This window comes from Nonomuraea aridisoli (assembly GCF_003236395.1).
Taxonomy (GTDB): domain Bacteria; phylum Actinomycetota; class Actinomycetes; order Streptosporangiales; family Streptosporangiaceae; genus Nonomuraea; species Nonomuraea aridisoli.
In genome coordinates, this window is the sequence record NZ_POUD01000070.1 from 22,839 (window position 1) to 35,982 (window position 13,144).

Below are 13,144 nucleotides of genomic sequence, written 5' to 3' on the forward strand. Positions count from 1 at the left end.
TCGGCGTTCATGAGAAGGTATCGCCATGCACGACGTGGAAGCCCGGGTCCTCGACGCCCTCGACGCGGCCGAGACCGTCAACCTGCTGGCCGAGACCGTACGCGTCCCCAGCGTCACCGGCACCGACGCCGAGTCCGACCTCCAGCACCGCTTCGCCCGCCTGCTCACCGAGGCCGGCATGGACGTCGACGTCTGGAAGCTCGACCTCGCCGGCCTCACCGCACGGCCGGGCTTCCCCGGCACCGAGGCCCCGCGCACCGAGGGCTACGGCGTCGTCGCCGTCACCCCCGGCGGCGAGGGCACGCCCGCGCTCGCGCTGCAGGGCCACGTGGACGTCGTGCCGACCGGTGACCTGGCCAAGTGGGCGGGCAGCGACCCGTTCGCCGCCCGGATCACCGGCGACGTGCTGCACGGCAGGGGAGCGTGCGACATGAAGGCCGGCCTCGTCGCGAACCTGGCGGTGGCGCGCGCCGTCGCCAAGGCGGGCGTCAAGCTGGCCAGGCCGCTGGCCGTGCACTGCGTGATCAGCGAGGAGGACGGCGGGCTGGGCGCGTTCGCGACCCTGGAGCGGGGGCACACCGCCGAGGCCGCGGTCATCACCGAGCCCACCAGCGGCCCCGCCGGCAACGCCGTCATCACGGCCAACGCGGGCGCGCTGACGTTCCGGCTGGAGATCGCCGGGCGGGCCGCCCACGGCGCGACCCGGTACGAGGGCGTCAACGCGATCGAGGTGTTCTGGCCGGTGTTCGAGGCGATCAGGCGTCTGGAGGCCGAGCGCAACCGCGACGTGCCGGAGCTGTTCGCCGGCAACGCGATGCCGTACCCGATCGAGGTCGGCGCCGTGCGGGCGGGCGACTGGGCCAGCACCGTGCCCGACCTGCTGGTCGCCGAGGGGCGGCTCGGGGTGCGGCTGGAGGAGGACCCGGCCGACGCGCGGGCCGCGTTCGAGGAGGCCGTGGCAGGCGTCGCGCATCCGTGGCTGCGGGACAACCCGCCGGTGGTGACGTGGCCGGGCGGGCAGTTCGCCAGCGGCCGGCTGCCCGCGGGGCACGCGCTGCTGGACGAGGTCGGCCGCGCCGTCGCCGACGTGACGGGCGCGCGGCCCGCGCAGGCGGCGGCGCCGTACGGGAGCGACCTGCGGCTCTACACCGCGGCCGGGATCCCGACGCTGCACTACGGCCCCGGCGACGTGCGCTTCGCGCACGCGCCCCGGGAGCAGGTCAGCCTGACGGAGCTGCTCGACGTCACCCGCGCCCTGGCGCTGCTCGCCGTCCGCCGCTGCGCCGCCTACTGACCGGCGACCACCGACCGGCGGTCAGGCGGAACGGGCGGGGACGCGGCGGCGGGACTCCGGGACGATGAGCGGTGTGCCCGACTGCGGGTCCTGGATGATCTCGCAGCGCAGGTCGAACACCTCGCGCACCAGCTCCGGCGTGACGATCTCACCGGGGTCGCCCTGCGCCACCACGGCGCCGTCGCGCATCACGATGAGGTGCGTGGCGTACCGGCAGGCCTGGTTGAGGTCGTGCAGCACGGCCACCATGGTCCGGCCCGCCTCGTGCAGGTCGGCGCAGAGGTCGAGCACCTCGATCTGGTGGGAGATGTCGAGGAACGTGGTCGGCTCGTCCAGCAGCAGGATCGGCGTCTCCTGCGCCAGCGCCATGGCCAGCCACACCCGCTGCCGCTGCCCGCCCGACAGCTCGTCCACGATCCGGTCGGCCAGCTCGGCCACGTCGGTGGCGCGCATGGCCTCGGCGACGGCCGTCTCGTCGGCGCGCGACCACTGCCGCATGAGCCGCTGGTGCGGGTAGCGGCCGCGCGCCACCAGGTCGGCCACAGTGATGCCGTCGGGCACGATCGAGCTCTGCGGCAGCAGGCCGAGTCGCCGCGCCACCTCCTTCGACGGCAGCGACGTGATCACGCTGCCGTCGAGGTGCACGGCGCCCGTCCTCGGCTTGAGCATCCTGGCCAGGGCCCGCAGCAGGGTGGACTTCCCGCAGGCGTTCGGGCCGATGATCACGGTGAAGGACTCGTCGGGGATCGCCACGGTGAGGTCGGTCGCCACGACGCGCTGGTCGTAGGCGAGCGTGAGGCTGGTGCCGGACAGCCGGGGAGCGGTCGGTGCGGCCATCAGTGGCGTTCCTTTCGCAGGAGCAGGACGAGGTACGTGCCGCCGATGGCGGCGGTCAGCACCCCGACGGGCAACTGGGTGGGCGCGAGCACCCGCTGGGCCGCGAGGTCCGCGGCGGTCAGCAGCACGGCGCCCATGAGCGCGGAGGCGCCCATGGTCACCCCGGCGGAGCGGGTGAGCCGCCGGGCGAGCTGCGGCGCGGCGAGCGCCACGAAGGCGACGGGCCCGGCGGCGGCGGTGGCCACCCCGGACAGCAGCACGCCGGCCGCGATGGCCAGCGCGCGGACGGTCTCGACGCGGATGCCCATGGCCTTGGCCGCGTCGTCGCCCATCTCGATCATCCGCAGCGGCCGGGCGATGGCCGCGCAGAGCGGCACCAGCACGAGCAGCGCCAGCGCCACGGGCCCGGCGTGGTCCCAGCCGCGCCCGGTGAGGCTGCCGGTCAGCCAGGCCGCCGCGGTCGCCGCGTCGTTGATGTTCGCCCGCGTCAGCAGGTAGGAGTTGACCGCGAGCAGCAGCGCGTTGGCCCCGATGCCGACCAGGACGAGCCGGTAGCCCGCCACCCCGCCGCGGTAGGCCAGGGCGTACACCAGGGCCGCCGTCACCACGCAGCCGGCCAGCGCGCCGCCGGCGATCACCATCGCCGAGCCGCCCGCGATCACCGCGACGATGCCACCGGTGGAGGCGCCGGCGGTGAAGCCGATGAAGTCGGGGCTGCCGAGCGGATTCCTGGTGAGACTCTGGAAGATCGCGCCGCTCAGCCCGAACGCGGCGCCGACCAGCAGGCCCGTCACCACGCGCGGCGCCCGCAGCTTGCCGACGATCAGCTCGGCGACCGGGGTGCCCTGGCCGAAGAGCGCGCCGACGATGTCGGGCACCGGCACGGTGAACTCGCCCGTCGCCAGCGCCGCCACCGTGACCGCGAAGCCCACGACGAGGAGCACGGCGCCGACGAGCAGGGCGCGCGGCGCGAGCCGTACGGACCAGGGTCCGAAGCGGAGGGTCACAGCGCCGCCACCCGCCTCCGCCTGGCCATCATGATGAAGATCGGCGCGCCGATCACCGCCCACACGATCCCCACCTGCACCTCTCCGGGCCGGGCGATCAGCCGGCCCACCACGTCGGCGGTGAGCAGCAGCACCGGCGCGGCCAGCGCCGAGTACGGCAGCACCCAGCGCTGGTCGGGCCCCACCAGGGCGCGCACGGCGTGCGGCACGATGAGGCCGACGAACCACAGCGGCCCGGCGGCGGCGGTGGCCGCTCCGCACAGCAGCGTGACCGCCACCCCGGTGAGGATCCGCGTACGGTTGACCGCCACGCCGAGCGCCCGGCCCGCGTCGTCGCCGAGCGCGAGCATGTTGAGCGGCCGGGCCAGCATCAGCCCGAGCACCAGCCCGGCGGCCATGAACGGCGCCAGCCGCACCAGCGTGTCGGCCGTCTGCCCGGCCAGCGACCCGGTCAGCCAGAACCGCATCCGGTCGTAGGTCTGGGTGTCCATGCGCAGGATGGCCTGGGCCACCGCCGTGCACACCATGCCGAACGCCACCCCGGCCAGCGTGAGCCGTACGGGGCTGGAGCCCGCGCGGCCGGAGGAGGCCAGGGCGTAGACGACGACGGAGGCCAGCGCGGCCCCGCCGAAGGCGAACCACACGTACACCGTGGGGTCGGTCAGCCCGAACAGACCGAGCGCGAGCGTGACCCCGAGCGCGGCGCCCTCGTTGACGCCGAGCAGCCCCGGGTCGGCCAGCGGGTTGCGGGTCAGGCTCTGCATGAGCGCCCCGGCCAGCCCCAGCGTGGCGCCGACCCCGAGGCCGAGCAGCGTCCGCGGGACGCGCAGCTCGCGGATCACCGTGTGGTCGTTGGAGCCGTCGGGGGCCAGGAAGGCGTCGATCACCGTGCCGAACGACACCGAGCGCGCGCCGAGGGCCACGCTGGCGAGCGCGACCAGCGCCAGCACGACGGCCGTCACGACGAGCCCGGTGACCAGGACCGCGGGACGCCCCTTGCGCCCGCCGCCGTCCCCGTCGGGTGCCGTGTCGGATGCGGTGTCGGATGCGGTGTCGGGCGCGGTGTCGCGCGCGGTGTCCGCGGCGGGCCGTCCGGCGCCGGCCGTGTCCTGTGGCGGGCGCACCCGACCCCCTCTCCTAGCGGTCAAACTTAGGCAAGGCTAATCTAATGCCCCAGTAATCAGGCAAGCCTAACCTTAGGAGTTGGAGATGTCGGGACCGGTCATGGCTCGCAGGGGCTTCCTGGCGGGCGCGGCGGGACTCGCCGCGGCCCTGACACTGGCGGCCTGCGGCGACGACGGCGGCACCGCGGCCCCGGCCGCGTCGGGATCCGCCGCGGCCGGCGCCTGGTCGTTCACCGACGACCGAGGCAAGAAGGTCGAGCGGCCCCAGCCGCCCGCCAGGATCGTCGCCCAGGTGGGCTCGGCCGCCGCGCTGTGGGACTTCGGCGTGCGCCCCATCGCCGTCTTCGGCCCGCACAGGCTCGCCGACGGCAGCAGGGACCCGCAGGTCGGCAACGTCGACATCACCAAGGTCGAGGGCCTCGGCAACGTGTGGGACGAGTTCAACGTCGAGAAGTACATCTCCCTCCAGCCCGACCTCCTCGTCAGCAGCATGTACGAGAAGGGCACCCTCTGGTACGTGCCCGAGAAGTCGAAGGACACCATCGAGCAGGTCGCCCCGACCGTCGGCGTCATGCTGACCGGCCGCAGCGCTCTCGACGTCATCGGCACCTACGAACGGCTCGCCCAGTCGCTGGGCGCGAGCATGGAGGGCGTGCCCGCGGCCAGGGCCCGCATGGAGGCGGCCACCGAGGAGCTCGCACAGTTCAAGGACCTGCGGATCCTCATGGTCTCGGGCGGCGCGGACGCGTTCTGGATCGTCAACCCGCCGGAGTACCCCGACATCGTGCACCTCGTCGACGCCGGCCTCACCGTCGTCAAGCCCGACAAGGTGGACGAGGGCGGCTTCTTCCAGACCCTCAGCTGGGAGAACGCCGACGCCTACGACGCCGACGTGATCCTCTACGACACCCGCACCCAGGCGCTCACGCCCGAGGAGATGATGAAGAAGCCGACCTTCGCCAAGCTTCCCGCGGTCGAGGCCGGCCAGCTCTACCCGTGGTCGGCGGAGGCGCCGTTCAGCTACCACGGCTACGCGGACTTCCTCGAGAAGCTCGTGGCGAACCTGAAGAAGGCGCAGCCCCTTCAGTAGGCGCCGCGGACCTCGACGATCTCCGAGAGCGGGAACTCGAGGTAGTCGCCGGCCTCCTCGCACCAGGCGTCGAGCGCGCCGCCCCGCAGCTCGCCGTGGCTGATCGTGGCCGTCAGCCCGTCGCTCAGCGTGATGCCGGCGCGCACGCCCCGGTCGACGACGAACCCGAGCAGCGACTGCTGGGCCGTCGGCAGCCGGGTCGCCATCCGGCCGATGACCGCCCACGTGCGCCCGTTCCTGCCGTCGTCCTGCTTGCTCGCGGAGACGAGGCGGCGGGCGTGCTCGTACGGGTCGGGCGGCGGCTCGGCCAGCACGTGGGGCGGCGGCTCCACCTCCAGGCCGGGAAAGTCGGACAGCTCGGCCACCTGCCCGCCGGGCAGCAGGATGAGCTTGCCGTGGCCGGGCTCCTCGGCCCTGGCCCGGTGGATGGTGATCTCACCGGTGTCGGCGACGGGGACCGGGGAGTAGCCGACCTCGCGCAGGGCGGCGAGCGTGCGGTCGGCCGGCGCCGCGCTCACCAGCACCGTCGGGGCGAGCAGCCGCAGGCCCAGCCGGCCCAGGCGACGGTGGGCGGCGATCTCGGCCAGCAGCCCGGTGTCGGTGGCCTGGACGACGCAGCCGACCGTGGTGACGGTTACCTCGCCGTGCCGGCGGGCGGTGTCACGGACCAGGTATTCCAGCGGCTGGGGGATCGTGCCGACGGTGGCCAGCTCGTCGAGCAGCTCGTCGGCGTCGTGGCCGCGGTCGAGCGCCCGGCGCACGCTCTCGGTCGTGAAGCGCCACACCGAGGCCGCGCCGCGCGACTCGCGCTCGGCGACCCGGTCGAGCAGGGCCGCGAGCTCCGCCGACGGCGGCCCGGTGACGACCGCCGTCAGGTCGGGCCCGAACAGCGCGCTGCGGCGGACGCTGGCCAGGGCGTGGGTGGCCGCCTCGACCAGCGTGGGGTCGTGCTCGACCATGGGCACCGCGTCGTCGTTCTCGTCGCCGGGCTTGGCCGTCAGCCCGGCCAGGGCCCGGCCGAGGTCGGTGAGCGCGTTGTTGGCCAGCAGACCGAGCAGCCGGGCCTCGTCGAGCACCGCCGGGGCGCAGGCGCGCAGCAGCGGCAGGTCGATGAGCGGCGCGTGCCAGTGGACGTTGGCGACGAGGCTGTCGCGGTCGGCGAAGGCCGTGCCGGAGTGCAGCTGGGCGAGCGCCTGCAGCACCGCCCGGCGCACCCGCGCGACGGTGCCGCCCGCGGGGTCGTCGCCGAGCACGGTGCCGTACTTGCCGTCGATCTTGCGCAGCGACGAGCGTTCCATCCGCCACCAGGCGGCCAGCAGCACCCGCAGCCGGGCCGAGCCCTCGTCGAGCCGCCAGCGGTCGAAGCGCTCGGTCGGGATCATGCCGCCGGACTGCTCGTCCCAGGCCAGCAGCCGGGCCACGGCGCAGACCTCCAGCAGCAGGCGCGTCTCGTCCTCGTCGCAGCCGGTCTCCTTGGCGACCCTGCGCACCTCGCGCACGCCGACGCCGCCGGTCTTGAGCAGCGGCAGCGGCGTCTTGGAGGTGTTGTCCAGCAGGGCCGCGCACCGCTCGACCACGTGGGGCGCGGCCAGCGTCATCAGGTGGTCGACCTCCTCGGGGTCGACCGGGATCGTCGCGACCTCGGGCGCCACCGGCCGGAACGGCGGATGGTAGCCGGGACCGCGCAGGGCCAGCGCGATCTCGCGGGGGATCTCGCCGACGTGCCAGCTCGGCCGGAAGAGCAGGCCATGATCGGCGCACCAGCGCTCGGGGGTGCCGGGGGTGACGAACCGGCCGCCGTCGACGTCGAGGGTGGGGCCCTGCCAGGCGAAGCGTTCGAGCAGCGCGACCGTGCCGCCGGGGGCCTGGCTCACCAGCGACCTGACGCGCTCGCCGTCGCCGAGCGCCTCGACGACCCGGGCGATCGCGCGGCGCTTGTTGCCCTGGGCCGGGAGCCCCAGGTTGCGCGCCAGCGCCTGCAGCGCGTCGTTGCTGATGGACCAGGAGTTGAGGTAGTGATCAAGCGGCTCGCCCAGGCTGAGCGGCGCGGCCCACCAGCGGGTCACACCCTCGGCGAGGTGGATCACGCCGCCGTCGCCGGGCCAGGCGAGGGCGTGGTCGTAGAGGTGGTCGAGCCAGGGGGTGACGTCGTCGACCGGCGCGTCGAGGAACGCGGCCAGGCTCTGGGGCGTCGGACGGGTCATGGCCAGGGCGGTCTCGGCGAGCTGCAGGCACGGCAGGGGCAGACCGCGCAGGGCCTCCATCACGGCGAAACCATTGGAGAGCCGCTGGGCCAGGGTGTCGAGCCGCCTGGGCCAGGGAGCGGCGATGGCGTCGGGCCGGTTCGCGAGGATGCGACCGAGCCTGTCTTCGTCTAGGGTGCGTAGCCAGCCGAGCAGGTGATCTTCCATCTGTCAGCACTCTCATGGGGTCGCGCGCGGGACTCACCGTGAGCCATGAGCATCCACGGTAATGCAGATCACCCCCGTCAGGAGAGGACTGCCCAGACGATCTTTCCGTGGGGTGCGAGGGCGGACCAGCCCCAGCGGAGGCTGAGCGATTCGACGATGTGGAGTCCGAGGCCGCCGGTGTCAAGGGGGCCAGGGTATCGCAGCACGGGCACCGAGGACCCGGGATCGGTGAAGGCGCTCGTGACGAGCGGGCCCCGGCGTACGAGGGACATGTGGACGGTGCGCTCGCGGCGCGGGTCGTCCAGGCACAGGCCGTGGCGCAGCGCGTTGGTGGCGAGCTCGGAGACCACCAGCTCCATGTTGTCGACCAGCTCGCCGAGGCCCCAGCCCGTCAGCGTCCCCGCGCTGAAGCTGCGGGCGGTGTGAACCGAGGAAGCCGTGGGCGGGAGCACGAACGTGGCGCTGGCGGACGGGCCCGGGACGATGAGGTCGAGGGCCGCTTCGGGCCACCAGCCGACTGGAGGCCACCAATCGAACGTGGTCCACTGGCCGTGCGCCGTGGTGGATTGCACGTGATCATTCTGCGCCAAACTCTCGTGCAGGTGCAAGAGCGAATGCACGTGCAGACAACCCGTGCACACGCTACGGTTTGCCTCAAAAGGTCAATATGGGGGAAAGGGGATCTTGTCCGCGGCCCATGATCTTCCGGCCGTGAAGTGACAGACTGTTTGGCAAGGAAACGACCAAGGAGCTGCACGTGTCCATTGATCCGCCCGGTTCCGGTTCGACCGTGAGGCGCATCATGCTGGGGGCGAGCCTCAGGCGCCTGCGCGAAGCCAGCGGTCTCGACCGGGCACAGGCCGGATTTCACATCCGGGCGTCCGAGTCCAAGATCAGCCGCATGGAGCTCGGCCGTGTGGGCTTCAAGACACGTGACGTGGAAGACCTCCTCACCCTGTACGGCGTCGTCGACGACGCCGAACGCCGTGCCCTGCTGGAGATGGTGCGCGAGGCCAACACCCCCGGGTGGTGGCACAAGTACTCCGCCGAGCTGCCGTCGTGGTTCACCACGTACGTCGGCCTCGAGGAGGCGGCGAGCGTGATCCGGACCTACGAGGTGCAGTTCGTGCCCGGCCTGCTGCAGACGGCCGCGTACGCGCGCTCGGTCATCGAGCTGGGCAACCCCGATGAGAGCCCCGACAAGATCGAACGCCGCGTGCATCTGCGCATGCAGCGTCAGGAGCGCTTCACCCGGAAGGACGGGCCCCGCCTGTGGGCCGTCATCGACGAGGCGGCGCTCAAGCGGATCATCGGCGGGCGGGAGGTCATGGCCGAGCAGCTCCAGCACCTGCTGGAAGTCGCCGCTCTACCCAACATCACCATCCAGGTGATGCCCTTCAAGTTCGGCAAGCACGCCGCTGAAGGGGGCGCGTTCAGCATTCTGCGGTTTCCCGAGTCCGACTTGTCGGACGTTGTCTACGTCGAGCAGCTCTGGGGTGCCCTGTACCTGGACAAGCGTGAGGAGATCGACCCGTACCTCACCGCTATGGAGCAACTGTGCGTGGAGAGCACCACGCCAGGGGGCACCGTCGAGCTCATCGGCGGTCTTCTCAGAAAGATGTAGATGAACCAGACCTACAACGGAATGCCGGCCGCGGACCTGACGCAGGTCTCCTGGCGCAAGAGCCGCTACAGCAACTCGCAGGGCAACTGCGTGGAACTCGCGGAGCTTCCCGACGGTGGCATCGCGGTGCGCAACTCACGCTTCCCCGACGGCCCTGCACTCATCTATACCCGTGACGAGATCCGTGCCCTGGTGCTCGGAGTGAAGGACGGAGAGTTCGACGGCCTGCTCGTTTAACAGGGTGTTAACCTCCGGCGCGCCCGCGTAACTGCGGCGCGCCGGAGGCGTAACCGCCCGGCCTCGTCCCACGTCCAGGATCGGAGTCATGCTCGACCAGATGACCCTGTATCCGATCGCCGACGACGTGCTGTTCGCACCGGGCGGCAAGGTCGTGATCCGCACCTACGGCGTGGCTCCCGCGACCTCGGGGGCCTCCGTCTCCTACCGCACCTGGGTAACCGGCATCCGGGACCAGCCTCGCTACTGGCACTGGGGCCACTTCGAGGACGCCACCACCGGCCACCGCAAGGTCCTGGAGTGGCTCACCGGGCGGGGCCCGCAGCCCGCCCAGGCGCTGGCCTGACCGTCCGCTCCTGCCGCCCTCGCCCGTGCGGCCGCACCGTGTGGCCGGAAGCGTGGCCGGCGGGGAAAACGCGACTACCCGGAAAGCCGCCGCCGTGAGACGCTTCTGACACCCCTTCCCGGCCGTCGCCGCCCGCGGGCGGCCCCGCCGGGGGCAGCCGAGGGTGCGGAGGTCGCCATGACGGACCTGTACCTCTACAACGGGCAGAGCCCCGACGAGCACGTCGCCTCGTGCCCCGACTGCCGCGCGGCCTCCGCGCTCCTCGACCGGCCGGAGACACCGGCCGAGCCGCCTCCCACGCTGCGTGACGCGGTGTTGTCCCTGGCGCGCCGGCGCCGCAGCCCCGCCGTCCTCGCCGTGTCGTCCGTCGCGGCGCCGTACGCCGAGCAGGTGGCGCTCATGGACGACCTGCTGAAGGACCTGAGCGAGCCGCAGTGGGACGCCCCGATCCCCAGGCACGGCACCGTCAGGGCCCTCGTCGAGCACCTGGTCGCCAACGACGCCACCGTGGCCGCGTTCATGGGCGTGCCCGGCACGGCGGCGGCCATGGTGGCGGCCACGGTGCACCGCCGCTGGCGCGAGCAGGCCGGCTCCCTGCTGGAACGCGTCTCGGGCAGCGGCGAGGTGCTGCTGGGCGTCGAGGTGGCGCTGGCCGGGGTGCGTCCGGCCCGCGCGCCGCTGCGGCAGGCCCTCGTCCAGCGCACGTTCGAGACGTGGACGCACGCCGACGACATCAGGGCCGCCACCGACCGGGCCGCGTCACCGCCCCGCCCCGAGCACGTGCACCTGATCGTCGAGTTCGGCCTGGCGCTGCTGCCGCGCGCCATGAGAGGCCCGCGGCGCGACGTCTCGGCCACGGTGGTGCTCACCGGCCCGGGCGGCGGCAGCTGGACCGTCCCGCTCTCGCCCGCCTCCGACCACGTCGCCGTGGTGATCTCGGCCGACGCCGTCGAGTTCTGCCGGCTGCTGGGCAACCGGTGGCCGCCCGGGTCCTTCCCGTACGCCGCCGAGGGCGACCCCGCCCTCGCCCGTGAACTGATCCGCGCCGCCGCGACGCTGGGATGCGACTGATGAGCGACATGGAACTGCGCGCCCGCCTGACCGCCGGCGACCTCGACGCGCTCGCCGAGGCCTACGACCGCCACGGCCCGTACGTGTACGGCGTCGCCGTCACCATCACGGGCAGCCGGGCCCACGCCGAGGAGGTCACCCAGAACGTGTTCGTCGCGCTCTGGGAGCAGCCCTCCTCCTACGACCCCGGCCTGGGATCGTTACGCGGCTGGCTGGTCAGCCGCGCCCTGCACGAATCGGCCCGCCGCGCGAAGGTCGGCTGAGCCCGGCGGCGCCGGCCAAGGACGGCTACACGCAGCTCACGGGGGCGTTCCAAGTGGTGAGCACCGGCTCGGCGTGCTCGAAGCCGAGCCGCGAGTAGGTGCCCGTGTCGAGCTTGAGCAGCCGTCCCTCCTCGGGGGCCAGGCCCAGCCAGCGGGCCGCCAGCACGCGCAGGAAGTGGCCGTGCGCCACCAGCGCCACCCTGCCCTCGGCCGCCCGGGCCCGCCCGATCACCCGGTCGGCGCGGACGGCCACCTCGGAGGCGCTCTCGCCGGGATGCTCGGCATCGCCGGGGATCACGCCGTCACGCCACAGGTACCAGCCGGGCCGCGTCGTGCGGATGTCGGGCGTGGTGATGCCCTCATAACCGCCGTAGTCCCACTCCCACAGGTCGGGGTCCACCTCGTAGTCGGTCAGGCCGGCCAGCTCGGCCGTGCGCCGGGCCCGCTGGGCGGGGGAGACCAGCACCAGGTCGAACGGCTCCTTCACCAGCGGCGCCAGCGCCCTGGCCTGCTCCTCGCCGTGCTCCGTCAAAGGCAGGTCGGTACGTCCGGTGTGCCTGCCCGCCTTGCTCCACTCGGTCTCACCGTGCCGGAGCAGCAGCATCTCGTTCATGCGTCCCATCATCCGGTACCGGCGGCCCCACATCGTCCCGAGGTATCGCCAAGTGTGGCGATCTTTCGCTTATGGTGTGGTTTTGAGGTGTTTGAGGAGGACGGATGGCGCACGCGCCGATGCTGGCCAAGGGGCCGCACACGCGGCTGGCCGGGGTGTGGGCGCGCCGGCCCGAGAGCGCCGCGGAGCTGGGCGCGCCGGTGTCCACCCGGATCGAGGAGCTGTTCGACCACTGCGAGGCCGTGGCGTTCTGCGTCCCGCCCGCCGTGCAGGCCGAGCACGCCGTACGGGCCGCCCGCGCGGGCAAGGCGCTGCTGCTGGAGAAGCCCCTGGCCGACACCCTGGAGGGCGCCCGGCGGGTGGCCGACGCGGTCGCCGAGTCGGGCGTGGCGTCCCAGATGGTGCTCACCCTGCGGTACGCCCAGGAGACCCGGGACTTCCTGGCCCGCTGCGCCGAGATCGCGCCGTTCGGCGGCCACGCCGTGAACGTCTCCGGCGTCCTGCTCGGCGACCATCCCTTCGCCACGCCCTGGCGGCTGCGGCACGGCGCGCTGCTCGACGTCGGCCCGCACGTGATCGACCTGCTCGGCGCGGCCTTGGGCCCGGTCACCGGCGTGCGCGCGCACGGCCACCCGCTCGGCTGGACCGGCCTGCTGCTCGAACACGAGGGCGGCGCCGTCAGCGAGGCGTCCCTGTGCATGGCCACCGCCGGCGACCCGCCGCCCTCCACCGTCGCGGTGTACGGCCGCACCGGCGGCGCCGTGCTCCCGCCCGTCCGGGGCGACGCCTTCCCGACGGTGGCCGAGGAGTTCGCCAGGACCGTACGCGACGGCGGCGGCCACCCCCTCGACGCGGCCCACGGCCTGCGGCTGCAGCAGGTCATCGCCGAGGCGGCGGCCCAGCTCTCCTCCTGACGCCGCCTGCCCCTTGACGCCAGGGGGTTCAAGGGCATTGATAACGTTTGTCCGATGCGCAGGGCGCAGCGAAGTCCGGTGCGAGTCCGGCGCTGTCCCGCAACTGTCAAAGCCAGGTCGCCTGCCTCTGCGCTGACGTCATCAACCCTCGTGGAAAAGGGTGATCCGTCGCTCCAAGCGGGTCTCTCGGTTCCGACAGTGTGAAAGGACTTCTCGTGAGGCCCGTACGCACGGCCTTCGCGGGCGCGCTGCTGGGAACGCTCCTCCTGGCCGGCTGCGGCCAGGAGGAGCGTTCCCAGCCTGTCTCTTATAC

Annotated in this window: 14 protein-coding genes; 8 read left to right on the forward strand and 6 right to left on the reverse strand. The window is 73.1% G+C overall.

All coding sequences use genetic code 11. The annotated features are described in order from the left end of the window. Window positions 1–25: 25 nt before the first annotated feature. Entirely contained in the window at window positions 26–1,294 is a 1,269-nt protein-coding gene (locus C1J01_RS18695; protein ID WP_111180257.1) for an ArgE/DapE family deacylase, read from the forward strand. A gap of 21 nt (window positions 1,295–1,315) precedes the next feature. On the opposite strand, the gene C1J01_RS18700 is transcribed toward C1J01_RS18695, so the two are convergent. From C1J01_RS18700 to C1J01_RS18710, 3 genes are read right to left on the reverse strand one after another with little or no spacing between them, the layout of a single operon-like run. Continuing rightward, the gene (locus tag C1J01_RS18700) at window positions 1,316–2,131 is read right to left on the reverse strand and encodes an ABC transporter ATP-binding protein (RefSeq protein ID WP_111180258.1); all 816 of its coding nucleotides are present in this window, start codon (window positions 2,129–2,131) and stop codon (window positions 1,316–1,318) included. After that, a complete protein-coding gene (locus C1J01_RS18705) occupies window positions 2,131–3,138 on the reverse strand; it encodes a FecCD family ABC transporter permease (protein WP_111180259.1) in 1,008 nt (335 codons plus the stop codon). Before C1J01_RS18705 ends, C1J01_RS18700 begins: the two co-directional genes overlap by 1 nt. Beyond that, window positions 3,135–4,262 carry a FecCD family ABC transporter permease gene (locus tag C1J01_RS18710; RefSeq protein ID WP_111180260.1) on the reverse strand — a complete coding sequence of 376 codons (1,128 nt, stop codon included), beginning with the start codon at window positions 4,260–4,262 and terminating at the stop codon, window positions 3,135–3,137. The genes C1J01_RS18705 and C1J01_RS18710 overlap by 4 nt, the downstream gene beginning before the upstream one ends. A gap of 85 nt (window positions 4,263–4,347) precedes the next feature. On the opposite strand from C1J01_RS18710, the gene C1J01_RS18715 reads away from it, so the two are divergent. Continuing rightward, window positions 4,348–5,352, forward strand: coding sequence for an ABC transporter substrate-binding protein (locus C1J01_RS18715; protein WP_111180261.1), 1,005 nt, complete (start codon window positions 4,348–4,350; stop codon window positions 5,350–5,352). Here the strand turns inward: C1J01_RS18715 and C1J01_RS18720 are convergent. Both C1J01_RS18720 and C1J01_RS18725 read right to left on the reverse strand, forming a co-directional pair. Further along, window positions 5,346–7,763 (reverse strand): helicase-associated domain-containing protein, encoded by a 2,418-nt coding sequence (locus C1J01_RS18720; protein ID WP_111180262.1) that lies wholly within the window; start codon window positions 7,761–7,763, stop codon window positions 5,346–5,348. The genes C1J01_RS18715 and C1J01_RS18720 overlap by 7 nt on opposite strands. Window positions 7,764–7,840: 77 nt before the next feature. Next, window positions 7,841–8,335 (reverse strand): ATP-binding protein, encoded by a 495-nt coding sequence (locus C1J01_RS18725; protein ID WP_111180263.1) that lies wholly within the window; start codon window positions 8,333–8,335, stop codon window positions 7,841–7,843. 218 nt (window positions 8,336–8,553) lie between these two features. Here C1J01_RS18725 and C1J01_RS18730 point away from each other — a divergent pair, with 218 nt between their 5' ends. From C1J01_RS18730 to C1J01_RS18750, 5 genes are all read left to right on the forward strand, one after another. Continuing rightward, window positions 8,554–9,387, forward strand: a complete 834-nt coding sequence (locus tag C1J01_RS18730) for a Sco1979 family transcriptional regulator (protein WP_500048128.1) — start codon at window positions 8,554–8,556, stop codon at window positions 9,385–9,387. Next, entirely contained in the window at window positions 9,388–9,624 is a 237-nt protein-coding gene (locus C1J01_RS18735) for a DUF397 domain-containing protein (RefSeq protein ID WP_111180264.1), read from the forward strand. Between the two features lie 88 nt (window positions 9,625–9,712). Next, the gene (locus C1J01_RS18740) at window positions 9,713–9,970 is read left to right on the forward strand and encodes a 3'-5' exonuclease family protein (RefSeq protein WP_111180265.1); all 258 of its coding nucleotides are present in this window, start codon (window positions 9,713–9,715) and stop codon (window positions 9,968–9,970) included. Window positions 9,971–10,147: 177 nt separating this feature from the next. Next, a complete protein-coding gene (locus C1J01_RS18745) occupies window positions 10,148–11,041 on the forward strand; it encodes a maleylpyruvate isomerase family mycothiol-dependent enzyme (RefSeq protein ID WP_111180266.1) in 894 nt (297 codons plus the stop codon). After that, the gene (locus C1J01_RS18750) at window positions 11,041–11,304 is read left to right on the forward strand and encodes a sigma factor (RefSeq protein WP_181448836.1); all 264 of its coding nucleotides are present in this window, start codon (window positions 11,041–11,043) and stop codon (window positions 11,302–11,304) included. The genes C1J01_RS18745 and C1J01_RS18750 overlap by 1 nt, the downstream gene beginning before the upstream one ends. A 25-nt stretch (window positions 11,305–11,329) precedes the next feature. On the opposite strand, the gene C1J01_RS18755 is transcribed toward C1J01_RS18750, so the two are convergent. Further along, the gene (locus tag C1J01_RS18755) at window positions 11,330–11,917 is read right to left on the reverse strand and encodes a histidine phosphatase family protein (RefSeq protein WP_111180268.1); all 588 of its coding nucleotides are present in this window, start codon (window positions 11,915–11,917) and stop codon (window positions 11,330–11,332) included. 104 nt (window positions 11,918–12,021) lie between these two features. Between C1J01_RS18755 and C1J01_RS18760 the strand changes: the two genes are divergently transcribed. Further along, on the forward strand, window positions 12,022–12,831 hold the full coding sequence (locus C1J01_RS18760; RefSeq protein WP_111180269.1) for a Gfo/Idh/MocA family protein: 810 nt from the start codon (window positions 12,022–12,024) through the stop codon (window positions 12,829–12,831). Window positions 12,832–13,144 lie beyond the last annotated feature (313 nt).

Excerpts from the sequence above, each read along its gene's own strand:
- C1J01_RS18695 (WP_111180257.1), top strand. The coding sequence starts at position 26 with ATGCACGACGTGGAAGCCCGGGTCCTCGACGCCCTCGACGCGGCCGAG.
- C1J01_RS18700 (WP_111180258.1), bottom strand. The coding sequence starts at position 2,131 with ATGGCCGCACCGACCGCTCCCCGGCTGTCCGGCACCAGCCTCACGCTC.
- C1J01_RS18715 (WP_111180261.1), top strand. The coding sequence starts at position 4,348 with ATGTCGGGACCGGTCATGGCTCGCAGGGGCTTCCTGGCGGGCGCGGCG.
- C1J01_RS18720 (WP_111180262.1), bottom strand. The coding sequence starts at position 7,763 with ATGGAAGATCACCTGCTCGGCTGGCTACGCACCCTAGACGAAGACAGG.
- C1J01_RS18735 (WP_111180264.1), top strand. The coding sequence starts at position 9,388 with ATGAACCAGACCTACAACGGAATGCCGGCCGCGGACCTGACGCAGGTC.
- C1J01_RS18740 (WP_111180265.1), top strand. The coding sequence starts at position 9,713 with ATGCTCGACCAGATGACCCTGTATCCGATCGCCGACGACGTGCTGTTC.
- C1J01_RS18745 (WP_111180266.1), top strand. The coding sequence starts at position 10,148 with ATGACGGACCTGTACCTCTACAACGGGCAGAGCCCCGACGAGCACGTC.
- C1J01_RS18750 (WP_181448836.1), top strand. The coding sequence starts at position 11,041 with ATGAGCGACATGGAACTGCGCGCCCGCCTGACCGCCGGCGACCTCGAC.
- C1J01_RS18755 (WP_111180268.1), bottom strand. The coding sequence starts at position 11,917 with ATGAACGAGATGCTGCTGCTCCGGCACGGTGAGACCGAGTGGAGCAAG.
- C1J01_RS18760 (WP_111180269.1), top strand. The coding sequence starts at position 12,022 with ATGGCGCACGCGCCGATGCTGGCCAAGGGGCCGCACACGCGGCTGGCC.